Source organism: Pseudomonas sp. 3A(2025) (assembly GCF_054589175.1).
This window is the reverse complement of sequence record NZ_BAAILM010000010.1, coordinates 66,480-90,557: the sequence shown is the minus strand read 5'-3', so window position 1 is coordinate 90,557 and position 24,078 is coordinate 66,480. Positions and strand designations below refer to the sequence as shown.

21 protein-coding genes are annotated in these 24,078 nt (G+C 61.7%); 16 read left to right on the top strand and 5 right to left on the bottom strand.

Features of this window, described 5'->3' with window-relative positions:
* The 7 genes from tssE to ACYP2A_RS04030 all read left to right on the top strand — a co-directional run.
* A partial coding sequence (gene tssE, locus ACYP2A_RS04060) for a type VI secretion system baseplate subunit TssE (protein ID WP_459742981.1) occupies positions 1-342 on the top strand: 342 nt, incomplete at its 5' end.
* Positions 326-2,137 carry a type VI secretion system baseplate subunit TssF gene (gene tssF, locus ACYP2A_RS04055; protein ID WP_459742980.1) on the top strand — a complete coding sequence of 604 codons (1,812 nt, stop codon included), beginning with the start codon at positions 326-328 and terminating at the stop codon, positions 2,135-2,137. The genes tssE and tssF, both read left to right, overlap by 17 nt.
* Complete coding sequence (gene tssG, locus ACYP2A_RS04050; RefSeq protein WP_459742978.1) at positions 2,101-3,183, top strand: type VI secretion system baseplate subunit TssG; 1,083 nt, start codon at positions 2,101-2,103, stop codon at positions 3,181-3,183. The genes tssF and tssG overlap by 37 nt, the downstream gene beginning before the upstream one ends.
* Position 3,184: 1 nt before the next feature.
* Positions 3,185-5,734: a type VI secretion system ATPase TssH gene (gene tssH / locus ACYP2A_RS04045; RefSeq protein ID WP_459742976.1), complete on the top strand. Its 2,550-nt coding sequence runs from the start codon at positions 3,185-3,187 to the stop codon at positions 5,732-5,734.
* A 46-nt stretch (positions 5,735-5,780) separates the two neighbouring features.
* Positions 5,781-6,314: a hypothetical protein gene (locus ACYP2A_RS04040; protein WP_459742975.1), complete on the top strand. Its 534-nt coding sequence runs from the start codon at positions 5,781-5,783 to the stop codon at positions 6,312-6,314.
* A 25-nt stretch (positions 6,315-6,339) separates the two neighbouring features.
* Positions 6,340-8,346: a type VI secretion system Vgr family protein gene (locus ACYP2A_RS04035; protein ID WP_459742973.1), complete on the top strand. Its 2,007-nt coding sequence runs from the start codon at positions 6,340-6,342 to the stop codon at positions 8,344-8,346.
* A 10-nt stretch (positions 8,347-8,356) separates the two neighbouring features.
* The gene (locus ACYP2A_RS04030; RefSeq protein WP_459742971.1) at positions 8,357-8,899 is read left to right on the top strand and encodes a toxin-antitoxin system YwqK family antitoxin; all 543 of its coding nucleotides are present in this window, start codon (positions 8,357-8,359) and stop codon (positions 8,897-8,899) included.
* A 3-nt stretch (positions 8,900-8,902) separates the two neighbouring features.
* Here ACYP2A_RS04030 and ACYP2A_RS04025 read toward each other — a convergent pair whose 3' ends face one another.
* Positions 8,903-9,295, bottom strand: a complete 393-nt coding sequence (locus ACYP2A_RS04025; protein ID WP_459742970.1) for a DUF4280 domain-containing protein — start codon at positions 9,293-9,295, stop codon at positions 8,903-8,905.
* 102 nt (positions 9,296-9,397) lie between these two features.
* Between ACYP2A_RS04025 and ACYP2A_RS04020 the strand changes: the two genes are divergently transcribed.
* The gene (locus tag ACYP2A_RS04020; RefSeq protein WP_459742968.1) at positions 9,398-9,799 is read left to right on the top strand and encodes a VOC family protein; all 402 of its coding nucleotides are present in this window, start codon (positions 9,398-9,400) and stop codon (positions 9,797-9,799) included.
* On the opposite strand, the gene ACYP2A_RS04015 is transcribed toward ACYP2A_RS04020, so the two are convergent.
* Positions 9,800-10,720 (bottom strand): helix-turn-helix transcriptional regulator, encoded by a 921-nt coding sequence (locus tag ACYP2A_RS04015; RefSeq protein ID WP_459742967.1) that lies wholly within the window; start codon positions 10,718-10,720, stop codon positions 9,800-9,802.
* A 99-nt stretch (positions 10,721-10,819) separates the two neighbouring features.
* On the opposite strand from ACYP2A_RS04015, the gene ACYP2A_RS04010 reads away from it, so the two are divergent.
* The 5 genes from ACYP2A_RS04010 (at position 10,820) to ACYP2A_RS03990 (ending at position 16,964) form a co-directional block, all read left to right on the top strand.
* On the top strand, positions 10,820-12,820 hold the full coding sequence (locus tag ACYP2A_RS04010; protein ID WP_459742965.1) for a TonB-dependent receptor: 2,001 nt from the start codon (positions 10,820-10,822) through the stop codon (positions 12,818-12,820).
* 26 nt (positions 12,821-12,846) lie between these two features.
* Positions 12,847-13,872 carry a methyltransferase gene (locus ACYP2A_RS04005; protein WP_459742963.1) on the top strand — a complete coding sequence of 342 codons (1,026 nt, stop codon included), beginning with the start codon at positions 12,847-12,849 and terminating at the stop codon, positions 13,870-13,872.
* On the top strand, positions 13,869-15,092 hold the full coding sequence (locus tag ACYP2A_RS04000) for an MFS transporter (RefSeq protein WP_459742961.1): 1,224 nt from the start codon (positions 13,869-13,871) through the stop codon (positions 15,090-15,092). Before ACYP2A_RS04005 ends, ACYP2A_RS04000 begins: the two co-directional genes overlap by 4 nt.
* Before the next feature lie 126 nt (positions 15,093-15,218).
* Complete coding sequence (locus tag ACYP2A_RS03995; RefSeq protein ID WP_459742959.1) at positions 15,219-16,604, top strand: NAD(P)/FAD-dependent oxidoreductase; 1,386 nt, start codon at positions 15,219-15,221, stop codon at positions 16,602-16,604.
* Between the two features lie 15 nt (positions 16,605-16,619).
* Positions 16,620-16,964 (top strand): cupin domain-containing protein, encoded by a 345-nt coding sequence (locus ACYP2A_RS03990; protein ID WP_459742957.1) that lies wholly within the window; start codon positions 16,620-16,622, stop codon positions 16,962-16,964.
* Here ACYP2A_RS03990 and ACYP2A_RS03985 read toward each other — a convergent pair.
* On the bottom strand, positions 16,954-18,429 hold the full coding sequence (locus ACYP2A_RS03985; protein WP_459742955.1) for a PucR family transcriptional regulator: 1,476 nt from the start codon (positions 18,427-18,429) through the stop codon (positions 16,954-16,956). The two genes, ACYP2A_RS03990 and ACYP2A_RS03985, sit on opposite strands and share 11 nt — an antisense overlap.
* A 230-nt stretch (positions 18,430-18,659) precedes the next feature.
* Between ACYP2A_RS03985 and ACYP2A_RS03980 the strand changes: the two genes are divergently transcribed.
* Positions 18,660-19,700, top strand: coding sequence for an ABC transporter substrate-binding protein (locus ACYP2A_RS03980; RefSeq protein WP_459742953.1), 1,041 nt, complete (start codon positions 18,660-18,662; stop codon positions 19,698-19,700).
* Positions 19,701-19,748: 48 nt separating this feature from the next.
* Here ACYP2A_RS03980 and ACYP2A_RS03975 read toward each other — a convergent pair whose 3' ends face one another.
* Positions 19,749-21,101 carry an MFS transporter gene (locus tag ACYP2A_RS03975; RefSeq protein WP_459742952.1) on the bottom strand — a complete coding sequence of 451 codons (1,353 nt, stop codon included), beginning with the start codon at positions 21,099-21,101 and terminating at the stop codon, positions 19,749-19,751.
* 220 nt (positions 21,102-21,321) lie between these two features.
* Positions 21,322-22,236: a LysR substrate-binding domain-containing protein gene (locus tag ACYP2A_RS03970; protein WP_459742950.1), complete on the bottom strand. Its 915-nt coding sequence runs from the start codon at positions 22,234-22,236 to the stop codon at positions 21,322-21,324.
* A 118-nt stretch (positions 22,237-22,354) separates the two neighbouring features.
* Between ACYP2A_RS03970 and ACYP2A_RS03965 the strand changes: the two genes are divergently transcribed.
* Entirely contained in the window at positions 22,355-23,485 is a 1,131-nt protein-coding gene (locus tag ACYP2A_RS03965) for a TauD/TfdA family dioxygenase (protein WP_459742949.1), read from the top strand.
* Position 23,486: 1 nt separating this feature from the next.
* Positions 23,487-24,071 carry an HD domain-containing protein gene (locus ACYP2A_RS03960; RefSeq protein ID WP_459742947.1) on the top strand — a complete coding sequence of 195 codons (585 nt, stop codon included), beginning with the start codon at positions 23,487-23,489 and terminating at the stop codon, positions 24,069-24,071.
* The last annotated feature ends 7 nt before the right edge of the window (positions 24,072-24,078 follow it).

Below are 24,078 nucleotides of genomic sequence, written 5' to 3'. Positions count from 1 at the left end.
CGCCGGGAGCTTGAGCGGCTGCTCAATACCCGGCGCACCGAACGGCGCCATCGCATGACGCCAAGCGTGATCGATTACGGCATCGCCGACTGGAGCACCCTGTACGCCGATCGCGAGCAGGACCATCGGCAACTGATTCGCGAAGTGCGCAATGCCATCCTGAATTTCGAGCCGCGTCTGGTGCTCGACAGCGTGCAGGTGCAGGCCGAGCCCGGGCAGCGCACACGCATGACGGTGCGTGCCATCGGGCATGTGCGTGGCCTTGAATCGGCGCCCAGCATGGCGTTTGTAATGAATCTGGGCGATGGCGGCTTCGAGGTCAGGCATGAGCGATTCGATTGATGCCGAACTGCTGGACTATTACCAGCGTGAATTGACCTGGCTGCACCGCGCCGGGGTGGATTTTGCAGCCAGCCATCCGGCGTTGGCAGGCAACCTCAAATTATCCGCAGCAGGCTCTCAGGACCCTCATGTAGAGCGCCTGCTGGAAAGTTTTGCCCTGTTGACCGCGCGCCTGCAACGGCGCCTGGACGACGGTTACGCCGATTTCAGCAATGCCTTGCTCGAACAGCTTTACCCGCTGGCGCTGCGGCCGATGCCGTCGTGCGCCATCGGCCATTTCGTGCCGGACCCAGCCCAGGGCAATATCGCCAACGGTTATCCGCTGGCGCGTGGCACCTCGGTGTTCAAGGCGCCCGACAAGAAATACGCCGACAGCCTGTACTTTCGTACCAGCGCCAGCGTGATGCTGTGGCCCATCGTGGTCGACGAAGTGACCCTGCTGGATGCCGACCGCACGCAGTTTCTGACCGGTCTCGGCAAGGCCCATTCTTCGTTGTGCCTGCAACTGAGTTGCAGCGGTGAGACGCAGTGGTCGCAGTTGCCCAAAACCCTGACCCACTTGCGTGTGCACCTGTCGGGTTCGCCGATCCATCGGGCCATGCTCTACGACCTGCTCGCCGCCCATAGCCTCAATGTGGTGTGCGCGGTACCCGGTGGGCCGCCGCTGGTATTGCCCGAGCATTCACTGCCGCAGGCCGTCGGGTTTGCCGAGGACGAAAGCCTGCTGCCCGAAGAAGACGGCGTGCACCCGGCGCTGCGCTTGCTGGTGGAGTATTTCACCCTGGCGGAGAAATTCGCCTTTTTCGATATTCCCGTGCAAATCCCGGAGCAGACCGGCGAGCGTCTGCTGGTCTATATCGCCTTCGACACGCTGCCCGACCGCAGGGTCAGCCTGCAGCGCGAAGACATTGCACTGGGCTGTGCGCCGCTGATCAACCTGTTCGCCCGTACGGCTGAAACCCTGCGCCCGGACGGCACCAGCAGCGAGCATTTGCTGATCGCCGATTCGCACCGCGACACCAGCCTGGAAATCCACAGCATCAAGCGCCTGGTGTCCAGCGGTGCCGACGGTATCAAACCGGTGGCCCCGTATTACGGCGATCAGCACCGCGCGGCACGCAGTGGCTTGTTCTGGCATGCGCGGCGCATCAATGGCCTGCGCGCTCAGCGTCCCGGTACCGACCTGATGCTCAGCCTGGTCGACAGTCAGTTCCAGCCAGCGCGTGAGCTGCCCGGTCGCAGCTTTACCGCCAGTGTGCTGTGCACCAACCGGCACCTGGCCGAAACCTTGCCGCCGCTGACCCCGTTGCAGTTCGAGAGCAGCGGGCCGGTGGCGAGCATTCGCTTGCTCAAGAGCCCCACCCGGCAATCGATGCCGGACCTGGACGGCGCCTCGCGCTGGCGGCTGGTGTCGCAGCTCAATCTCAATCACACCTCGCTGGTCGAAGGGCCAAGAGCCTTGGCGTCGCTCAAGGAAATGCTGACCCTGCACAACCTGCGCGACGATCCGGCGATCAGCCAGTTGATCAAAAGTATCACCGACATGCACACCACACGGGTGGTCGACCGGGTCGGCCCCGATGCCTGGCGCGGTTGGCGCAATGGCCTTGAAGTACGCCTGACCATCGATGCCAATCACGCGGCGGGTCATAGCCGGGTGCTGTTCTGTGCCGTGCTGGCCCATTTTTTCGCGCTGTACGCCAATGCCAACTGCTTTGTACGCACGGTGCTGGTCGAAGGCGATAAGGTAATCAAGACATGGCTGCCCGACAGCGTCCCGACATTGGCACTTTAGGCGCGCTGTTGCGGCACGTGCCGCAGCGCTTCGAATTGCTCCAGGCCTTGCAGATTCTTGAGCGCGAGCAGCCGCAACTGCCGCCATTGGGCAGCAGCAACGACCCGCAACAGGAGGTGGTGCGCTTGCGCGGCCCCTTGTTGCCGGTGTTTTCTGCCAGCCAGATCACCAGCCTGCGGCTGATCCCGCGTTTACTCGGCCCGCTGGCACCGGTGCGTGCGCCGTTGCTGGCCCACAACCGCCACCGCCCGCCACGCATGACCCTGCACACGCCGGTGTTTGGCCTTGGCGGCCCGGACGGGCCTTTGCCCTACGCCTATCAGGAATGGCTGCAACAGCGGGCGCGGGTCAAGGACCGCGGCACCATGGCCTTTCTCGACCTGTTCCAGCACCGTCTGCTGAGCCTGTTGTACCGGGTGCAGCTCAAGCAGCGCATCGCTTTGCCCTACAAACCCTGCGAAAAAAGCCCGGTGTACCAGCAATTGCAGGCACTGTGCGGCCTGACCCGCCAGCCACCGGGCATGCCGCCTGTGGTGCCGGAAAAGGCCCTGATCTCACGCACCGGCCTGCTGGCCAACGGTCGTCGCTCATTGGCCGGTTTGCAAAGCCTGTTGGGTCACCATTTCGATGTTCGTGTGCGTATCGAAGGTTTTCAGGGCGGCTGGCGGGATATTCCTGACGCCAAACAGACCGTGCTGGGGCAGGCCGGGCGTAACCAGACGCTGGGCCGCAGTGCGTTGTGCGGCACCCGCGCCTGGGACCAACAGCGCGGCATCCGCCTGAATATCGGTCCGCTGGAACCCGAGCGGGTCGACAGTTTCATGCCGCACGGCGATGCCCATCGGGAACTGGCAGCGCTGGTGAGGTACTACCTGGGTGCCGATCTGCATTGCAGCTTGCGGGTTTACCTTCAGCGCAGCGAGCGCTTGCACCTTGGGCGCCTGCACGGGCCACAGCCGGGCCTGGGGCTGGGTAGCCGGCTTAACCGTGAGCCCCGCGATGGCGCGTATTGCATCGACCTTGAACTGACCGGCGAGGGCGCCTGAGATGGACATCGCCGCGCTGATCGCGCACCTCAACGGACCTTGCCACGATGCCCTGGAGCGCGCTGCGCAACGGGCCTGGCAAAGCAATCAGGCGGTGGTCGAGGTCGAGCACCTGTTGCTGGAGCTGCTGGAGATTGCGGGCGGTGACCTGAGTATTGTGCTGCCGGCACTGGGCGTGGCCCGTGAACCGCTGAGCGCGGAAATCCAGCGTACGCTGGAGCGTTTCAAGGGCGACCATGACGCCAGCCCGGTACTGTCGCAGCCGCTGTTGGGATTGATCGAGGCTGCCGTGGTCGAGGCCGTTGCCCTGGGCTTGAGCGGTGTGCGTTCGGCGCTGCTGTTGCTGGCCCTGCTGGACCGCGCCGAGTACCGTGTGCTGCTGCAAGCCGGCATGCCCTCGCTGTTGCACGTTTCGGCCCAGGCCCTGCGCACGTTGCTGCCGGTCGCTGTCGAGCCTTCTGTCGAATCGGACGTGCCGGCCCAGACAATCGCTGACCCGACGCAGGCCACCAGTGCCTGGCACCGCTCGTTGCTTGAGCAATACACCCAGGACCTGACCGCCGACGCCCGCGCCGGGCGCATCGACCCGATCATTGGCCGCGACAGCGAAATTCGCCAGTGCATCGACATCCTGCTGCGCCGTCGGCAAAACAACCCGATCCTGGTCGGCGCCCCCGGCGTGGGCAAAACCGCCGTGGTCGAAGGCCTGGCGCTGCGCATCGTTCAGGGTGAAGTACCGCCGCTGTTGCAGGGTGTCAGCCTGCGCACCCTGGACCTTGGCCTGTTGCAGGCCGGTGCCGGCATCAAGGGCGAGTTCGAAAAACGCCTCAAGGGCGTGATCGAAGGGGTACGTCATGCCGCCGGCAAAGTGATCCTGTTTATCGACGAGGCGCACACATTGATCGGTGCCGGTGCCGCCGAAGGCCAGAACGATGCTGCCAACCTGCTCAAACCGGCCCTGGCACGTGGCGAGCTGCGCACGCTGGCGGCGACGACCTGGCTGGAATACAAAAAGTACTTCGAAAAAGACCCGGCTTTGGCACGACGCTTTCAACTGGTGCAGGTCGAGGAGCCCGACGAACCTACCGCCGTGCAGATGCTGCGCGCCGTGACGGCCAAACTGGAGCAGCACCACGGCGTCGAGGTGCTGGACAGCGCCATCGTCGATGCGGTCAAGCTCAGCATGCGCTACATCTCGGGACGTCAATTGCCGGACAAAGCCATCAGCGTGCTCGACACCGCCTGCGCGCAGGTTTCGCTGGCACAGCACGATGTGCCGCCGGCACTTGAAAGCCTGCGCCATCGCCAGGCCGCTGCGCTCGACGAGCTGCAACGGCTGCGCCGCGAACATATCACCGGCCAGGACCACCGGCTGCGCATCGAGGCGCTGGAGCGCGAAGAACAGGACAGCGGCCAGGCGGCCCTGGAGCTGGAGACCCGCTGGCAGCAAGAGCGCAGCGCGGTGCGCGAACGGGCTGAAATTCGCGAGCAATTGCTGGCCCTCAGCGACAGTATCGACCCGACCCTGATCGACGCCGAACTGGACCTGCGCATCGACGAACTGGCCGCTCGCCTGGAACGTCTGGAAAGTGGCCTGTCGGTGATTCGCCAGGACGAGCCGTTGGTGCCCGAGCAGGTCGATTCGCGCACCGTCGCGGCGGTGATTGCCGGCTGGACCGGCATTCCGCTGGGCAAAATGCTCGCCGACGAGGCCTATGCCTTGCGCACCCTGGCCCAACGGCTGGGCCAGCGGGTCATGGGCCAAAGCACCGCGCTGGCCACGATTGCCCAGCGCTTGCAAGCCTATCGCGCCGGGCTCAGTGACCCGCACAAGCCGGTTGGCGTGTTCCTGCTGCCCGGCCCGACCGGTGTGGGCAAGACCGAAACCGCTTACGCGCTGGCCGATGCCCTGTATGGCGGCGAGCGTAACCTGATCAGCATCAACCTTTCCGAATACCAGGAAGCGCACACCGTCAGCCAACTCAAGGGCGCGCCGCCCGGCTATGTCGGCTATGGCCACGGTGGGGTGCTGACCGAGGCCGTCAGGCGCAAGCCGTACAGCGTGGTGCTGCTGGACGAAATCGAAAAGGCCCATCCCGATGTGCTTGAAGCCTTCTACAACGTCTTCGACAAGGGCGTGATGGAAGACGGCACGGGGCTGGTGGTGGACTTCAAGAACACCGTGATTCTGGCCACCAGCAATGCAGGCGCCGAGCTGATTCTCGACACGCCGGGCATCGAGCTGGACGGCGAGGGTTTCAAGCAGCAATTGCATCAGGTCTTGCTGGAAGCCTTTCGCCCGGCCTTTCTGGCGCGCATGACCGTGGTGCCCTACCGCCCGCTGGATGAAGCGACGCTGGAGGCCATCGTGCTGTCCAGGCTGGAAAAGCTGCAGGGACGTTACAAGGCGGCGACCGGCAAGACCTTCGATTTCGATCAACGCATCGTCAACGCCGTGCTTGCCCAGTGCCGCGGGGCCGGGGCGCGGGATATCGAGAATGTGTTGATGCGTGAGGTGACGGGGCGGTTGGCGCAGTGGGTGCTGGAGTAAAAAATCAGAGAACTCTATTCGATCATGATTTGCAAAGGGACAATACATGTCAGTAAAACGCTCGAAAGAAGCCAATACGTATCGAACCATCAATATCCATAACGTCGTCGGAGACTGGTACAACTCTACGCAAATCCCCTATATAGCCCATGCTTTCGTAAAGGGGGGAGGGATCGTTTGTCTGAGTCCGGCCGTGACCAGTGGTGCCAGCAATAAAGCCGCGAGCCATCCAGACCAGCAGTATTGGCGTATTTTCAATTCTGGCCGGAGTTCAGCTGTCAGCAGCGTCATACAAGGTATTGCCAGTGCCGGTGGGGTCAGCAAAATCGAACGCATCGATATTGATTGCAAGCTCATGCCGTGCAATTCCAGTGATCATGCGTGTCTTTATGCGGTGCCTGCCTTGATGCGCACGTTGTATGGCTTGAATAATATTGATTTGCGTATTTTTTCCCACGCAGATGAGAACATGGGCTCGGGAGGCTCCAGCAAGCGCGTAATCCTCACCAATACGTCGGCAGATTCCACTCGGCTGGATAATGATTACAATCTTCATCAGGGCTGGGGCTGGACGCCCTGATTCCTGCGCTCATTGAGACCAATCGATGCCTCGTGCAACCGACACCACTACCAGCCTGTCCCTGACCGGTTCTGCCCTGAGTGCGCTGTTTCCGGAGTCGGTCAGCGGCGATGAAGCGCTCAACGGGCTGGGGCAGTTGATGCTGCAAGGCCAGTGCGACACCGCGTTGACGCTGACCTCGGTGATCGCCACCCATGTCACTCTGACCCTGCACAACGATGCCGAGCAGCGTCCGCTGGACCTGCTGGTCGCACAGATTCGCCAGTTGCCCGCCGATGCTACCGCCGATCGCTATCAGGCGCTGCTGCGCCCGTGGCTGTGGTGGCTGACCCTGGCGAGCAATAACCGCGTATTCCAGAACCTGTCGACCTCGGACATCGTCACCACGATTTTCAAGGCGCATGGCTTCACCGATTTCAAACTGTCGCTGAGCGGCAGCTACAGCCCACGCGAATACTGCGTGCAATACGCCGAGACTGACTTTGCCTTCGTGTCGCGGTTGCTCGAAGAAGACGGCATTTTCTGGTTTTTCACCCATGAGGCCGGTATTCATACGCTGGTGCTGGGCGACAGCAGCGACGCGTTCGTGCAGATTCCCAATGGGCCGACGGTCCAGTACCTGGGCCAGGGGCTGGGGCGTCGCGAGCTGCACGGCATTCGTACCGGGCAGCAGGTCTTGCAGGCGGTGTCCGGGGTCTTTGCCTCGACCGACTATGCCTTCGCCACCCCCGGCACCTCGCTGTACAGCCAGGCCCAGGCCAGTGCCGGGCCCTTGTCGGTGTACGAACACCCCGGCAGCTATGACGCCAAGGCCCGTGGCGATGCGCTTACCAAGCAACGCATCGACGCGTTGCGCAGCCAGGAGCAGCGCTTCGTCGGCGAAAGCGACTGCCGCTGGCTGGTGCCCGGCCACTGGTTCACCATGAGCGGCCACGACGACAGCAGCCTGAACATCGATTGGGTGGTGACTTCGGTGGCCCATGAAGTCAGCCACGAAAGCTACCGCAACCGCTTCGAAGCCATCCCCAGAAGTGTCAGCTACCGACCGCCACGGTTGACGCCCAAACCTGTGATGTACACCCAGATCGCCAAGGTCGTCGGCAAGGCTGGCGAAGACATCTGGACCGACGAGTACGGGCGCATCAAGATCCAGTTTCCGTGGGACCGCGACGGTGAGTCCGATGAAAACAGCTCGTGCTGGGTGCGCGTGGCGCAAGGCTGGACCGGTAAAGGCTTCGGCATGCAGTTCATTCCGCGCATCGGCCAGGAAGTGGTGGTCACCTTTATCAATGGCGACCCTGACCGGCCGCTGGTCACCGGCTGTATCTACAACGGCGACAACGCGCTGCCCTACGCCTTGCCGGCCAACCAGACCCGGTCGGGGATCAAGACCCAGTCGTCGAAAGGCGGCGGGGGCTTCAACGAACTGCACTTCGAAGACAAGAAAGACGCCGAGCAGGTGTTTTTACAGGCCCAGAAAGACCTGGCCATCAACGTGCTTAACGACACCAGCGCCACGGTCGGTCATGACGAAACCCTGACCGTGCAAAACGACCGTACCCGCACGGTGAAGGAGGGCAACGAGACCGTGACCCTGGAGCAGGGCAACCGCAGCGTGACCCTGCAAGCCGGCAGCGACACCCTGGACATCACGGCCAACCGCACCCTCAAGGTCGGCGGCAACCAGACCCAGACCACCAAAGGCAACTACAGCCATACCGTCTCGGGCAACTACTCGCTGACCGTCGAGGGCAACATGACCATCAAGGTCACCGGCACCCTGACCCTGCAAAGCGATGGCAGCCTGACCGCAAAGAGTGCCGCCAGCCTGACCAATCAGGCCGGCACCAGCCTGACCAACAAAGCCGGTACGTCGTTGACCAACGAGGGCGGCACCACGCTGACCAACAAGGCCGGCACCAGCCTGACCAACGACGCCGGCGTCAGCCTGACCAACAAGGGTGGCGCCGAACAGACCGTCGACGGCGGCGCGATGCTGACCATCAAGGGCGGCCTGGTGAAAGTCAATTGAGGGGCGCTTGATGGACAACGCAGTCAAGGTCGACCTCAAGCGTGGCGACAGCCATCTGCGTACCGCCCTGCTCGACGGCCGCCTCGAGGGTCCTGCGCACATCACCGAAACCGGCCGCCCGCAAGCGGCGCTGACCTACCGCAACGGCCTGCTCGACGGGCCGATGGTGCTGTATCACAGCAACGGCGTGGTCAGCGCCCGGCTGCATTACCGCCTGGACAAACTGCATGGCCCGGCACAGTTCTACAGCCCGCAAGGGCCGCTGATTCGTGACGCCAATTACCAGGCCGGCCTGCTGCACGGCGCGGTCAACACCTACTTCGAAGACGGCAGCCTGGCCGCGCGCGAGCAGTACCGGCTGGGGCAGATGCACGGTCTCAGCCAGCGCTTTCACAGCAACGGCAATGTGGCGGCGAGGATGGAGTACGACCGGGGCAAGTTGCTGCAAAAAGCCAGTGAATTCAGCCGCGACGGGCGGCCGCTGGATGCGTATGGCAGGCCGTTGAGGCGCTGGAAGGCGTGGTGGGTGAGGTGGCAGCAGGGACCGGAGTGATCCTCACGGAATCAATAACTGCACCTGCCCCGCAAACCCCACCTTGATCATCCCGCCCCAGGTGCACATCAGCGTGCAATTGGCATCCAGCGCCGGCATCGAGCCCAGCAACATGGTCGGCGCGCCCGGAATCCACGGGGCCATCGTCATCGGAATACACGGCATCGGCGTCGGCACGCCTAACGCAGCGGCGGTGGCGGCGATCACCATCGGGTTGGCCATGCTCTGGCACATGCCGAACGGCAGGATATTGACCAGCGGAATGTGGTCCATGATATTGGCCGCCGGCATGCTTGAGACCATCATCCGGTTGATGGGCAACACCATCAGCATTGAGGGCGCAACGCCGAAGCTGCATTGCAGCGTGGCGCCGGAACAGACGTGTGGACAGCCCATGGCAGACCTTCCCTGACAGGTTTGAATAAAAGCCCGGCCAGCATTCTAAGCCGGCGGGGAATGAGTCTGCCACGGCAGATTGCCACCTACCGAGGAAACCCTATGTTCAGCCATATACAGATCGGCGCCCGCGACCTTGAGCGCCAGATCGCTTTTTACGATGCGGTACTGGCGCCGCTGGGCCTGGTGCGCATGGCGGACGAGGCCGACGGCGGTCCTGCCGGTGCCGGCTGGCATACGCCAGGCAGCAAGCGGCCGTTGTTTTATGTGCAGTTGCCGTTCAACGGCCTGCCGGCGACCTGGGGCAATGGGGTGCAGGTCAGTTTCGCCGCCGGCTCTCAAGAACAGGTGCGTACGGCCTGGCAGGCGGCGCTTGATCACGGTGCCAGCGATGAAGGCGAACCCGGTATTCGTGGCCATTACGCACCGGACTATTACGGTGCGTATTGCCGCGACCCAGAGGGCAACAAGCTGTGCTTCGTGCACACCGATGATTTTCAATAGTCAGCCCCGTGTTCCGGCCACCGATTTGGGTGTGCGGCCAAAGAACTGGCTGAACGCGCTGCTGAAATTGCTCGGGTGCGCATAGCCCACACTCCAGGCGGCCTCGGCCACTTGCCGGCCGCTTTCGAGCAATTGCAGCGCCTTGTGCATGCGTGTATGCAGCAGCAATGCCCGCGGCGTGGTACCGAAATACGCATTAAAGCCTTGCTTGAGACGAAACTCGCTGAGCCCCACACAGGCGCACAGGTAAGCGTGGGTGATGGGTTTGTCCATTTGCTCGAGGATGATCTGCCGCGCGCGTTCCAGCTTTGTCCGCTCGGCATCGTTAAGCCGGCTTTGTGACGCTTCATTGGGCGCCACACGCTGTAATTGCTGCGCAAGCAGGCTTAACGCGTGAATGCGCAGGCCCAGTCGGTCTTCGGTCGGGTTGCGGGTCAGGCGGGTGAGGGCTTGCAGGTGGGCAAGGCTGTCCGGGGTCTGGGCATAGAACGCCAGTTGTTGCAGATGGCCGCGCTGGTAGTGTGTGGTCCCCAGCAAGCGCGTGCAGCGCTCGGCGCCGATGTAAGCGGCCAGTGTATTTTCAGTGACGATCAGGCGCAGTTGCTGCACATCCTGGTTGGCCTTGAAACGCCGTTCGCCACGGCCGTGGTCGAAGGCGTTGATCGTGGTGTACCCGGCCTTGAAGCGCAGCGGGTTGCCGCGCCGATCGCAATACTCGGACTCGCCGCTCAGGCCGAAGGCCAATACCAGAGTGCGTTGTTCGGTGAGTTGCTCGCTGGTTTCGATCAGGTCCTGGCAGGGCCGGTAGCGCGAACTCACCAGTGCCAGACCCGGCTCCAGCGCATGCCGCTCCAAGTGGAAATCGCCCAGCGTGGCGGGGCGGTCTCTTGAGTCTCTTGTTACCAATACACCGTTGTCCATACGAAATGCACCGGGCCGCATATGAATAAGAACAATTATCATTCTGCGCCACTGATAGCCTTCTGTCACTGCCATTCAGAGCAAAAACAGGAGCACAGCATGCACGTCAGTGGGCGCGGTTTCGCCTTGGGGAAAAAGTCGCCGTTGTGTCTGGCGTTGATGATTGCCGCCGGCCAACAGGTACATGCAGCGGACGAACTGCCGGCCATCACCGTCACCGCCAACGCGCTGGCACAAAGCGTCGAGTCGGTGCCGGGCGCGGTCAGTGCCTTTGAGGGGCAGACGCTGGAACAGGAGCATGTCGAAGATCTGCCGATCCTGATGCGCCGCGTGCCGGGCTTTGTCTTTCAACCGTTTGGCCAGTCCGGGATTCTGCCGCCGGTGGTGCGCGGTATCAGCTCCAACTTCGCCTCATATTCGTCGTCGACGCTGTTGATGGTCGATGGCGTGCCGACTTTCATGGCCCAGGGCTTCGACCACGACATGCTCGGCATCGAGCGTGTCGAGGTCTTGCGCGGCCCGCAGTCGGCGCTGTACGGGCGCAATGCCGAAGCTGGCGTGGTGAATATTCATACCCGCGTCCCGGATGAAACCACCCATGCACGGCTGAGCACAGAAATAGGCAGCCGCAACAAACACGCCGTGCGCGCCGACCTCAGCGGGCCGCTGGTGACAGATACACTGTTTCTCGGCGTGACCGGTCACTGGAGCGAGCAGGACGGCTACATCGACGACGACCTGAATGGTGGCCGGGTCGATGATCGCCGTAAACAGGGCGGCCGGCTGGCATTACGCTGGAAACCGAACGAACGCAGCGAGGCCATTTTGCGCTACTCGCAGCAGTCATTCGACGACGGTGCCGCGCAATGGGGCGCCTCCGGCAGCCGCCGGGTTCACGTCAACTCCGGCGTCAAAGGCTATGACCATTCCAGGGCGCGCACGCTGTCGCTGGACTTGTCTACCGAACTGGATTCGGGCATCAAACTGCGCTCGGTCACAGGCAAAAGCGATTACTACGACCGCGTATTGCAGGACACCGATTTTCAGCGCGCAGACCTGTTGCACATTGGCCGCGACAACCATTTTCAAACCCTGTCGCAGCAGTTCACCGTCGAGGGCACTTTGGGCGACAGCCAGTGGGTCACCGGCCTGTACCTGGACCGCGACCGCCACGACCTGGGCGGCGAGCAAAAGACCCTGGCTTATCTATTGCGTTACCGCTCCGAACTTGAAGCCGACACCGCCGCCTTGTTCAGCCACTGGATGATCCCGCTGGCCGAGCGCTGGACCTTGACCCTGGGCGCCCGCGCCGAAAAAGACCGGGTGCGCTTCACCCCGGAAGGCGGCACGGCGCGGTACGAAAGCTGGAAGCGCTTCTCGCCCAAGATCGCCGTGCAATACCAGTGGCTCGACAATGCCTATGTGTATGCCAGCGTGGCGGATGGCTTTCGCGCGGGCAGCTTCAACACCCTGACTGCCAGCGCCAACTATCCAGCCTATGCGCCGGAGAAGGTCCGTGCCTGGGAGCTGGGCCTGAAAGGCTCGGCGCTCGACCGGCGTCTGCTGTACTCGGCGGCGCTGTACACCATGGGCATCGACGACATGCAGGTGCAGCAGATGTTGACGCCGGGCGTGGTGTACATCGCCAACGCCGCCTCGGCCCGCTCCAGCGGTCTGGAGCTGGAAGCCGATTACCTGCTGGGTGCCGGCTGGAAAATCCAGGCTGCGGTGGCCTTCAACCGCACCCGCTTCGACAGCTTCACCGACGGCGCCGGCGACTACTCACACAACAGCAATCCCTTCGCCCCCGACCTGACCGGGCATCTGGGCCTGCGCTACGACGCCGACAACCGCTGGTACGCACAGGCCGGCCTCAGCGCGGTGAGTAAAACGTATCTGGATGCCGCCAACCTCTATAGCCGCGCCGGTTACGGCCTGATCGATGTGCAAGTGGGCAAGCGGTTTGGCCAGTTCGACATCAGCGCCTACGTCGCCAACCTCGCCGACAAGGATTACGACGCGGTGGGTTACCAGAATGGCTATGTCGACGTGTACAGCCCGCCACGCGAGCTCGGGGTGCGCCTGAGCTTCGAGCTGTAATTCATCGTCAAGGAAGGAATCGTTTTATGTTCAGCACCGACTTCACCCATCGCCATCCGCTGCAAGGCTATTGGCAACTGGCTGGCGCTACCGTGCAGGCCGACGCCTTGAGCCTGGCCTTGGAGCTGGGTGTGTTCCAGGCGCTGCGCGAGCCGCTGGCTACCGCCATCCTCGCCGAACGCCTGGTGCTGCACCCGGCCAATACCGGTTATCTGCTGGAGCTGTTATGGAGCATGGGCCTGTTGCAGCGTACCGGCGGCGACGAAGGCTATCGCTATGGCCTGAGTGATCTGAGCCGGCAGTATTTTCTGCCCGGCCCGGACAGTTGCATCGAGGCCTGGCATTACCGGGTCAAGGCGCTGCGTCAGGCGGGCGCCGGGCTGCGTGCTCGTGTGCTTGGCGATGCGCTGCCGCCGCCGACCCATGAGGCGCAAGCCTGGGCTGCGGCGGTCAAACATATCGCTCAGGAGCAGCGCGCCATCAGCGTGCCGGCCGTGCTGCAACGGCTGAGCCTGATTCCCGAAGTACAACAGGCCCGACGCCTGCTCGATCTGGGCGGCGGGCCGGGGCTGGTGGCCCAGGCGCTGGTCACGCACAACCCGCACCTGCACGCCACGCTGTTCGATTGGCCGGTGACGCTGGAAGTGGCCCGTGAGCTGATCATCGAAGCGGGGCTTGCAGCCCGTATCGACACGCTGGGCGGCGATCTGGCCAGCGACTCGATTGGCGCCGGTTACGACCTGATCTGGTGCTCTTCGGTGTTGCACTTCGTGCCTGATCCACTCGATGTCCTGCGCCGTGTGCATGCCGCGCTGGAGCCGGGCGGGCTGTTCATCTGCGCCCATGCCGAGCGCAGCGAGCATCCGGCAGTCAATGCCGGCGTGCTTACCTACTATTTGCCGATGCTGCTGGCTGGACGTTTCGTCGGGCAAAGCGGGCAACTGAGCGCGCTGTTAACGCAGGCCGGTTTCACCCGCGTCGAGCACATGGGTGAATGCGATTTCCCGATGGCCCCGGTGACCGTGCTGCTGGCGCGCAAGGTGGCCGTATGAAACTCGGCCAACGGCTGGGTTACCAGCAAGCGTTGATCGGCTGGTTCAACTTCGTTCTTGCCGTGCCGGCCATTTACATCTGGCTGGGCCTGCCGCTGATCCTGCGCCAGCACGGCTGGTCCGGCACCGACATCGGCCTGCTGCAACTGGCCGGGCTGCCGGCAGTGATCAAGTTTCTACTGGCCTGGCCCGTTGATCGGGTGCGCCTGCCCAGTTCCTTGCAAGGCCGGCGCTACAGCGTCTGGACGCTGGGCCTGAGTCTGGTGTTGCTGGTCGTGTTCGTGCTGCTGGGCCGCGATTCGTTGCTTAATGAGCGCCGGCAATTATTCACCCTGGCCTTGCTCGCCAGCCTGGTGACTACATGGACCGATGTTCCGCTGAATGCCCTGGCCATTCGCCTGCTGCCCGCTGCCCAACGCGGCCGGGCCGGCAGTATTCGTTCGGCATCGCTGAGCCTGGCCGCCATCGTGGGCGGCGGTTTGATGGTCGTGATCGAAACCCGCTGGGGCTGGAGTGTGCCGTTCTGGGTCATGGGCGTGCTCTTGGTATCGGCGATGCTGTTGCTATGGCCGCTGCGCGAAACCCACCAAGCCGCTGAGCCACCAACGCCAGTGTCGGCATCGCCCGCCCGTTACTTTGCCCAACCACAGGCAGGTCGCTGGACCGTATTGCTGTTGATCCTGTTTCCATGCCTCGGCGCGGCATGGGTGTACCTCAAGCCGCTGCTGCTCGACCACGGCTTTGCTGTCGAGCAAGCGGCTATGATCGCTGGTGTCGGCGGCGGGTTACTGGCTGCCTTGGCCAGCGCCGCCAGCGTGCGCCTGATGGTGCGTCTCGGTATCGCCCGCTCGCTGCTCGGTTGTACCGTCAGCGGGCTGTTGGCGTTGAGTTTGTTGACGGCGGCGGTACTCACTCACGCCTCCAGCGGCTGGCTGATCTCGACAGTGGCGCTGGTGTCGATCGCCATGGGCATGACCGCCTCGCTCACCTTCAGCCTGATGATGCACTTCAGCCGCCAACACAGCCCGGCCAGCGATTACGGGTTGCAGGCTTCGTTGTTTACCCTGACCCGGTTGCTGGTGCCATTGGCAGCCGGGGTGCTGCTGGACCGACTGGGGTATGGCGGGATGCTGCTCACGTTGAGTGTGGCGATGTTGCTGGTCGTGGGGTTGGCAAGTATGTGGCGGCTGCGATTGGCGGCGGCGGTTGACAAGCGTTAAGGCAAGCCGCGTCGTTCATATTTTTGTATGAGTCCTGAGTCTGAATTTGCACCAAACAGACGATTGTCGGATCAGCCCTGCAAGATCACTGTGAGACCACCAACAGGTCTTGTATGGAATATAAGAATGAAACGCTCCTTGTGGTTGGAGGAAATCGCCTCTGAGCTGACGCCGCTGCCGTCGTTGAAGGGGCAGCTCTCAGTCGATGTGGCGATTGTCGGTGGAGGTTTTGTAGGGTTGTGGACGGCTTTGCAGATACTGGAGCATGAACCGGGTTGCCAGATAGCAATTATCGAGCGTGATATTTGCGGGGGCGGGGCATCAGGCCGTAATGGTGGTTTTGTCATGTCTTGGTGGCCGAAGATCAGTTCTCTGTCTGCGCAGTGCGGCAAAGAGGAGGCTGTGCGTCTGGCCAGGGCGTCGGTGGCAGCCATTAACGAGATTGAAGCGTTCTGCCAGGCTCACGGTATCGATGCCCACTTTCGTCGGGCCGGCTGGTTGTGGACCGCCACAACCGATGCCCAGCGTGGTGCCTGGAACGATATTCTGAAAACCTGTCAGAAACTGGGTGAATCGGTGTTCAGTCCCTTGTCCAGTGCCGAGGTTGCCAGGCGCGCCGGTTCTGCCAGACATCTGGAAGGTGTACTGGAAATCAGCAATGCCACCGTACAACCAGCACGGCTGGTGCGCGGATTGCGGCGGGTGGCCCTGGAAAAGGGTGTGAGAATATTTGAAAACACCCCCATGACCGCGCTTGAGCGTTCATCGCCGGCTGTTCTGAGCGTACCCGGCGGGACACTGACCGCGCGCCGTGTGGTGCTGGCGCACAACGCCTGGGCGGCGCAAATCCCGGAGTTGCGCAAGATCGTCTTACCGGTCACCAGCACCATCGTGGCAACTGTACCGATCCCCGAGCGCCTGCAGGACATCGGCTGGACGGGCGGTGAAGCCATCACGGATTCGCAACTGATGGTCGATTACTACCGCACCACTCAGGACGGGCGCATCGCCTTTGGCAAGGGCACCGGGATGATCACGTATGGCAGCCGGGTCGATGCCCGCTATGACCACAACCCCCAGCTCAGTGCCGACACCGAGCGCGATTTCAGGCGTACCTATCCGCACCTCAATGACGTTGCTGTCAGCCATTCCTGGAGCGGGCCGATTGACCGTACTTACGACAGCCTGCCGGTGTTCGGGCACCTGAAAAGCGCCCCGAATATCGTTTATGGCATTGGCTGGAGCGGTAACGGCGTAGGCCCGAGTCGTTTGGGCGGGCGCATTCTCGCCAGCCTCGCGCTGGGTCTGGACGATCAGTGGAGTGGCTGCGCGCTGGTAGGGCGTACGGCTAAACGCTTTCCACCTGAACCCTTGCGTTACGTGGGCGGGCTGATGGTGCGCAATGCCGTGCAGCGCAAGGAAGCGGCAGAAGCTGAGGGCAATCGCCCGACGTGGCTGGATCGCCAACTCGCCGGCCTGGCGCCTGCCGGCCTTGAAGACAAGAACATTTAGATTCTGGAGAACGAAATGATCCCACCCATTTTGCTTGTCGACGCCGCTGGCATGACCTTGTCAGCGCCTGTGCCGGTCCTTGAGCCCATCGGCACGCCGGTTGCCGCCACGGCACTGCATGCCCATGAAACGGCAGACAAACTGCTGACGGGCGTATGGGAGTGTTCGCCCGGGCGCTGGCGGCGCAAGGTTCTGGCGCGCGAGTTCAGCCATTTCATTGCCGGGCATTGCATCTTTACCCCCGATGATGGCGAGCCTGTCGAACTGCGTGCCGGTGATGCGGTTCTGTTCCCGGCGAACTGTCACGGGACGTGGGAGGTTCTTGAAACCGTGCGCAAGAGCTTCGTCATCATTCCTTGATGCCGGCCATTTCAGCCGAGCGCAGGGCGATCCACAGGATGGCGACATCTTCAGTCCGGTCCAGCGAGCGCCCGGTGATTTCTTCGATGCGGCGTATGCGGTACACCAGCGTCTGTTTGTGCACATTCAGGCGCTGTGCCGACTTTTGCCAGGCCCGGTTCTGTTCAAGAAATACGCTCAGCGTCTGTTGCAACTGACCGCCATGTTGCTGGTCGTAATCGGCCAGGCAACCAAGGACGCGTCGATGCAGCCTGCGCGCATCCTCCAGATTGCCCGGCAGCCAGGACTGCTCATCCTGTGCCTGGGCATAGAACACCAGCGGGCGCTGTTGCGTGCAATGGGCGAGTGCCAGGCGTGCTTCACGCAAAGCCTCAAGGGTGCGCATGCCCCTTGCCAGCAAGGTACTCACGCCCAGTGGGCTGCCCAGTTCCTGTTGCAGTGGCTGGGCCTGATCGGCATCTGCCAGTAGAACAATCAGTTCTGTGCCCTGGCTGCGCATCAACAGTTGCAGACCTTTGCGAAGCAGTTGCAGGGGCCAGTGCGCGGCAAGCTCGGCCGTCGGTCGCGCCAGTGCCAGGCATGCCTTGCCTGCCGGAAAGCCGAGTTGCACCAGGCGGTCTTGCGCCGAGTGTTCACTCAGGCGTTCCTGAAGCAGGTCGTCGATCAGTTCCGAGCCCAGCCGCAATACCCGTTCGTGTTCCACCTGCACCCGTTCCAGCTCGATACCCAGTACGGCCACCACATGGTGAAGCAGACCGTAGTCGATCAGGTCGCCGCCACTGGCCAGAATCGAGCAGTGGTTCAGCGAGGGCAGGGCCATCACCAGAGCGTCTTCGGCACCGTCGTTGCAACGGGTGACCGAGTCGCTGGCGGTGCGGCGTTGCCCCAGCGCCTGTCGCCAGTTCTCTGGCAATGACGGCAGCCCGGTCTGCCAGGGCTGCAACGTGCGCGAGTCAAACAGGTACAGCTGTGAGTGAACGTTGACGGCCAGGCGCGCGAGCAGTGCATCGAGTCCCGGTTCGCGCAGGCCGATGCGGGCACTTTCGTACAAGCGGGTGATTGCATGGCGACGCTCGTACTCTTGTTGTTTGCTGGCGTCGAGTATGGCCCGCGTCACTGCCGAGAATGGCACGGAGTAATGGGTCAGCAGCAGCGGAAAACCCGATTGCTCGGCCTGAGCCTGCAGGGCCGTGATATCGCTGGGCGCTTGCATGTTCTCGCCAATCATCAAACCGGCCACCCGCGCGTCAGACAGACGTTGCAGGTAAGCCTGTTGCTCGGCAGCGCCAGGCGGAATGCCGATACCGGTGGTCATCAGCAAGTCGCCTTCACCCAGCCACTGCGTCGGGTCGCCAAGCTCGCAGACATGGGCCCAGCGCAAGGGCCGATCGACACCGGCACTGCCGCCCAGCAAACGGGTTTGCAGGGATGAGTTTTCCAGAATGTCCTGAATGCAATAAGGCATGTCGATTCCGTGTTCGCCAATAGCGGGGTTCACCCGCAAAGAAATAGCTCACTTTATGCTTTTGTGCAGTCATTGCCCCCCTGTACGCAAGTATGAGTGACGGCCTGCAATTTGTTATCCGGTCTGATTGTCACCCCAGGCTCAAGGCTTCAAGACTGGCGTGCGGCGTAACGCCGTATCCGGCCTCCCTGACGGGCGTGCTTTCGTGGAACACTGGAGAAGATAAAACAATGAAAACGCTCTTGAGTACTTCCCTGACATTCGCGCTGGGTTGCACAGTGGCGACACAGGCCAGCGCCGATCTCACCGTGGTTTCTCACGGGGGTGCCAACAAGATTGCACAGACCAAAGCGTTTTATGAGCCTTACATGAAGGTGACAGGCACACGTTTGATTGCCGATGAGTTCAATGGCGAGATGGCCAAGGTAAAGGTTCAGGTCGAAACCGGCAGCGTCTCCTGGAATGTGGTCGAAATGGAAATGCCGGAGCTGGCGCGGGCCTGTAACGAAGGCCTGCTGGAGGAAATCGGGCAGCAACCAGCGATTGCCAGTCTGGCGCCCGACTTGCTGGAGGGTGCGGTGCAGCCGTGTGGCGTGGGGTTTTTCGTGTGGTCTACGGTGCTGGCCTACAACGCAGAAAAACTCAAGACAGCGCCTACCGGCTGGCAGGACTTCTGGAATGTCGAGAAATACCCCGGCAAACGTGGCTTGCGCAAAGGGGCGATGTACACCCTTGAGTTTGCGTTGATGGCCGACGGTGTTGCGCCCAGGGATGTCTATACCGTACTGGCCACACGCGCCGGTCAGGACCGTGCATTTCGCAAGCTGGACCAGCTCAAGCCTTATATCCAGTGGTGGGAGGCCGGTGCCCAGCCGCCTCAGTACCTGGCCTCTGGCGATGTGGTCATGAGTTCGGCCTATAACGGTCGCATTGCCGCTGTGCAGGACTCCAGCAGCCTGCGGGTGGTCTGGAATGGCGGTATCTACGACATGGATGCCTTTGCTATTCCCAAAGGCTCGCCAAATGTCGAGCAAGGGCTGCGTTTCATTCAGTTCGTGCTACAGACCGACGCACAGAAAAACTACGCGCAGCACATTGCCTATGGACCGGTAAACCGTGCGGCAATACTGCTGGTTGACCCGTCACGCCGCAGCAACATGCCTACCGAGGCGGCCAATCTGGTCAATCAGGTGGCCATGAATGCAGAGTTCTGGGCCGATCATGGCGATCAGCTTGAACAACGCTTCAACGCCTGGGCGGCAAAGCAGTAGGTTGAACGCCCATCAAGCGCATGGCGCTTGATGGGCGTTATCTGCGGGTCAGTTCAGCGATGCCGATTCCTGAAGCGAGCGGCCTTTGGTTTCAGGTGCCCAGGCCAGGCAGACAAAAAAGGCCAGCAGGGTAATCCCGGCGCCAATCAGCAGGGTAGCCTGCAAACCGATGGTGGCCACGCCAATCGGTGTCAGGTAAGTACCGGTGGCCGCGCCGATACGACTGAAGCCCACGGCAACACCCACCGCTGTTGCACGAACCGAGGTGGGGAACAGCTCGTTGGGGTAAATCCATTCAAGGATGCTCGGCCCCCCGGAAACGAACGCGTAAAAGGCGAAGGCTCCGATGATGAACCACGCGGGCGCGTCGGCCCACAGCCCCAGCGCAATCAGAGGCAAGGCCATCAGCGCGAAAGGAAAGACAACCATAGGGCGGCGCCCCCAGGTTTCTACAAGCTTTAGCGCAGGGATCACGCCGATCGCAAACAGCACGGCGATCAACAGCTCGCCCAGAGTCGAGGCATTCACGCCTTTGATGCCGGCGCTCACCAGAATCATGCTACCGAACGTATACAGCACGTACTGCGGGGTGATCTGGGCAAAATACAGCACCCCGCACATGATCGTACGCTTGAGGTAGCCGCCACTGGCAATCAGCTTCAAGTCGCTGCTTATGGAGCGATGGCGACCGCCGTCGTTCAGTTCATCCACATCCGCCTGGGTGATGATGACAGCCTTGCCATACACCTGTCGGATCACGGCTTCGGCTTCTTTTATGCGGCCTTTGCTGGCCAGCCAGCGCGGCGACTCTGGAATGCCGCGACGGATCAGCACCACGATCAGGCCGACGACGGCACCACTGAACAGCATCCAGCGCCACATGGAGTGATCGCCGGTCCAGGCTACCACTGCGTAGCCAACGATAAAGGCGCTCATGGCACCCACCGACCAGGCAAGCCCGGAAAGGCCAATCATGAAGCCGCGACGCTTCGACGGTGTGAACTCGGTCAGCAGCGACGTGGCAATCGGGTAGTCAGCGCCTACCGCCAGACCAATGATGAAACGCAGCAGGATAAGCTGCCAGGCATCGGTGACAAAGGCCGACAATCCGCACGCAATTACCAGAACAGTCAGGTCCAGTGCGTACATGGTTTCCCGGCCAATGCGATCGGTCAGGGCGCCGAACAGGGTGGCACCAAAGAAGATGCCCAGTAACGAGGCAGCACCAATCAGGCCGGTTTCGGTGGGTGTGGAGGGAATGTCGTGAGCAAAGCCTATAAGGGCGATACCGATCAGACTGAGGATGTACCCATCCAGAAAAGGCCCCCCACAGCAGGCCAATAGCAGTTTTCGGTGAAATTTCGACACTGGCGAATTTTCAATGACATCAAACACGCTCATCGTACAACCTTTATTTTTTGAAGTTATAAGCTCCTCGGTACGCGTGGGCACTGAGGTATTGGGTTGATATCTGCAGGTGCCTGGCGCGTGAGATACACGCTCGCGGGGTCGCGATGACAGGCGTCCAAAGAGTGGAGTTGCCGATGCGTGCGAGCAATTTGCTCAAAGTAAGAAGCGTGCCGACAGCGCTCATTCAATCGTATGAGCGCAAGGGGAATGTCTAACGGGGCTCGAAGGCTGACTTGAACCACTCGACGACCGGCCAGATGAGCGAGTTGCCGCGATGGCGGGTACGTAGCAAATACCCATGGTCAGCGCGTTCTACCCGTGGCCCCAAGGCAACCAGTTTGCCTTCGGCGATGGCGTTTTCAACCAGCGAGGCCCAGGCCAGTGCCAGGCCGTGGCCCTGAATGGTGGCGTTGATCAACAGCGGGTAGTTGTTGAACGTGAAGCTGGTGTGTTCATGCAGCACACCGAGCCCTGCCAGGCTGGACCAGAGTGACCAGTCCATCCAGCGCGGATTCTGCTTGTCCATGTGCAGCAACGGTAATGCCCTGAGGTTCTCCAGGGTCAGCCGTTCATCCAGGCCATGTTCGCGGGCGATGGCGGGGCTGCAGACCGGGAAAACGGCCTCCGGGACCAGTATCAATTCGTTTTCAGTGTTACTGCTTCTACGATCGAACGTGATGTTGATATCGGCTTCGTGCACATCGGGCGTATCACGCTGATCGGCCGCGACAATCTCGAAACTCAGGTTGGGAAAGGCCTTTTGCAGCGTTCCCAAGCGAGGCAAGAGCCATAGATGGGTAAAGCCGAAGTTTGCCGCAATCGTGACCCTGGGAATGTTTCGTGTCAGGGCATCACGGGTGCGCGCCAGGGCATTGTGCACGGTGGCCAGGGCCGGGGCGATGTCCTGGTAGAGGCGCATGCCGTCTTGCGTGGGCTTGAGCGAGCTGCCGCCACGCTCGAACAAGGCGCCGCCCACAGCCTCTTCAAGGGCACGTACCTGTTGGGAAATGGCCGGCTGGGTGGTGCCGCTTTCCCGGGCCGCCGCAGTCATTGAACCAAGGCGCACGGTGGCCTCGAATGCGAGCAAGGATTTGAAGCCGGGAATCACTTTATTGGAGGCGGGCATAGCTGACCAATGGCGCAGTATAAGAAAAATGCATGGGGCCGATAATGGATTGGGGCGTTCTCTCTGACAAGGTCTTTTTCGACAATGGCAGCACGACGAACCGCTTCGGACAGCCAGCATGCAAGACACTCCGCGTATCGTGTTTCACCGTGTTCCCCCTTGCGTACAGTTACTCGGCAAGGACAGCCATTTTCAAATCCCGGCCCTCTGGCTACGGGAAAAAACCGAAGATGAGCAGTCGGTTGACAGCCTGACGCGGCAACGACTGTTTGACTCGCACCTGATCGATTGCGATATCGAACTGCTGAGTGTTGAACCTGTCGGGTCACATGCCGCCATCCTCACGTTCAGCGACGGCCATGTTGCGACCTACACCGCGAGCGAACTGCTGGCTGAAGCGCTGGATCAGGATATCTATCCTCAGGCCCACAGCTGGGCCAGTGATCTGGACCTCGCCCCGTTACGTCACGACTGGCGTGAGCTGGACAATGACGCCGCCTTTGCGGCGGCGCTTGAAAGCTATTTGCGCTACGGCTTCATCCTGCTGAGCCATGTGCCCAATACGCCAGAGCAGGTGCTCAGTGTGGGCAGCAAGTTCGGGTATGTGAAAGAGACCAACTTCGGCAAATACTTTGAAGTCTATTCGAAACCGGTGGCCAATGACCTGGCTTACCGCAGCGTTCGTCTCGGTCCGCATACTGACAATCCGTACCGCGACCCGGTGCCGGGTATTCAGTTACTGCACTGCCTGGTCAATGAAACCAGCGGCGGGCTCTCGACACTGGTCGACAGTGTGAAAGTCGTCGACGCGCTGAGGCGTGAAGACGAAGCCGGCTACCAGTTGCTGAAGAACACCCCGGTGCGGTTTCGTTTTGTCGACCATGGCGTCGAGCTGACGTGCCGCCGGCCGATGATCCACACCGACAGTGACGGCAACACTCTGGGGGTTCATTACAGTCCGCGGCTCGACAGTTTGCCGCTGTTATCGGCCGAGCAAACCCGACGCTTTCACCAGGCCCGCCAGCGTTTGGCAGAGCTGTTCAATCACCCTGACTACGAGCTGCGATTCCGTTTGCAGGCGGGGGAGTTGATGCTGTTCGACAACAGCCGGGTACTCCACGGTCGCACCTGCTACGACCCCACCGAGGGGCATCGACATCTGCAAGGGTGCTACATCGATTTTGACGGGCCACGCGAGCGTTTGAGCGAAATTGCCAAACGGTTGAAAAAGCACCAGGAGGCCGCTTGATATGCAGCAAGTCGATTTTATTCGTATGAAGGACGGCACCGCCGAGGAATATCACTTTCTTGAGCATCTGGAGAGTGAGTTCAACAAAGACTTGCCGGCCCGGATTTTAGCCGCACTGAGCAAACTGGAAGACTCCCTGAGCGGTTACCGGGTCAGCAGGCTCCAGCACTCGTTACAGGCGGCTGCCCGTGCCGAGGCAGACGGTGCCGATGAAGAGATGATCGTCGGCGCACTCATTCATGATCTGGGCGACGAGCTGGCGCCTTATAACCACTCCCAGTACGCCGCCTCGATCATCCGGCCATACGTTCGGGGGGAGGTGACCTGGGTGCTGCACCACCACGGTCTTTTCCAGAACTTTTATTACGCCCATCACTTCGGTGGCGACCGCGATGAGCGAGATCGCTACCGGGATCACCCCTGCTACCAACGCTGCGTGGACTTCTGTGAGCGCTGGGACCAGGCCTCTTTCGACCCTGACTATCCCACCCCGGCTCTGGAGCATTTTGCGCCCATGGTGCAGCGAATTTTCACGCGGCAGCCATTTCAGGCCGCGATTCTTGGCGCCGAATACACGCTGGAATGAAGCCTGA

Bases quoted from the DNA above. Each gene is read 5' to 3' on its own strand.
- ACYP2A_RS04040 (WP_459742975.1), top strand. From the start codon at position 5,781: ATGTCAGTAAAACGCTCGAAAGAAGCCAATACGTATCGAACCATCAAT.
- ACYP2A_RS03985 (WP_459742955.1), bottom strand. From the start codon at position 18,429: ATGCCTTATTGCATTCAGGACATTCTGGAAAACTCATCCCTGCAAACC.
- ACYP2A_RS04020 (WP_459742968.1), top strand. From the start codon at position 9,398: ATGTTCAGCCATATACAGATCGGCGCCCGCGACCTTGAGCGCCAGATC.
- tssG (WP_459742978.1), top strand. From the start codon at position 2,101: ATGGCTGCCCGACAGCGTCCCGACATTGGCACTTTAGGCGCGCTGTTG.
- ACYP2A_RS03980 (WP_459742953.1), top strand. From the start codon at position 18,660: ATGAAAACGCTCTTGAGTACTTCCCTGACATTCGCGCTGGGTTGCACA.
- ACYP2A_RS03995 (WP_459742959.1), top strand. From the start codon at position 15,219: ATGAAACGCTCCTTGTGGTTGGAGGAAATCGCCTCTGAGCTGACGCCG.
- ACYP2A_RS04030 (WP_459742971.1), top strand. From the start codon at position 8,357: ATGGACAACGCAGTCAAGGTCGACCTCAAGCGTGGCGACAGCCATCTG.
- ACYP2A_RS03965 (WP_459742949.1), top strand. From the start codon at position 22,355: ATGCAAGACACTCCGCGTATCGTGTTTCACCGTGTTCCCCCTTGCGTA.
- ACYP2A_RS04025 (WP_459742970.1), bottom strand. From the start codon at position 9,295: ATGGGCTGTCCACACGTCTGTTCCGGCGCCACGCTGCAATGCAGCTTC.
- ACYP2A_RS04005 (WP_459742963.1), top strand. From the start codon at position 12,847: ATGTTCAGCACCGACTTCACCCATCGCCATCCGCTGCAAGGCTATTGG.
- ACYP2A_RS03975 (WP_459742952.1), bottom strand. From the start codon at position 21,101: ATGAGCGTGTTTGATGTCATTGAAAATTCGCCAGTGTCGAAATTTCAC.
- ACYP2A_RS03990 (WP_459742957.1), top strand. From the start codon at position 16,620: ATGATCCCACCCATTTTGCTTGTCGACGCCGCTGGCATGACCTTGTCA.
- ACYP2A_RS04015 (WP_459742967.1), bottom strand. From the start codon at position 10,720: ATGGACAACGGTGTATTGGTAACAAGAGACTCAAGAGACCGCCCCGCC.
- ACYP2A_RS04000 (WP_459742961.1), top strand. From the start codon at position 13,869: ATGAAACTCGGCCAACGGCTGGGTTACCAGCAAGCGTTGATCGGCTGG.
- ACYP2A_RS04010 (WP_459742965.1), top strand. From the start codon at position 10,820: ATGCACGTCAGTGGGCGCGGTTTCGCCTTGGGGAAAAAGTCGCCGTTG.
- ACYP2A_RS04035 (WP_459742973.1), top strand. From the start codon at position 6,340: ATGCCTCGTGCAACCGACACCACTACCAGCCTGTCCCTGACCGGTTCT.
- tssH (WP_459742976.1), top strand. From the start codon at position 3,185: ATGGACATCGCCGCGCTGATCGCGCACCTCAACGGACCTTGCCACGAT.
- ACYP2A_RS03960 (WP_459742947.1), top strand. From the start codon at position 23,487: ATGCAGCAAGTCGATTTTATTCGTATGAAGGACGGCACCGCCGAGGAA.
- tssF (WP_459742980.1), top strand. From the start codon at position 326: ATGAGCGATTCGATTGATGCCGAACTGCTGGACTATTACCAGCGTGAA.
- ACYP2A_RS03970 (WP_459742950.1), bottom strand. From the start codon at position 22,236: ATGCCCGCCTCCAATAAAGTGATTCCCGGCTTCAAATCCTTGCTCGCA.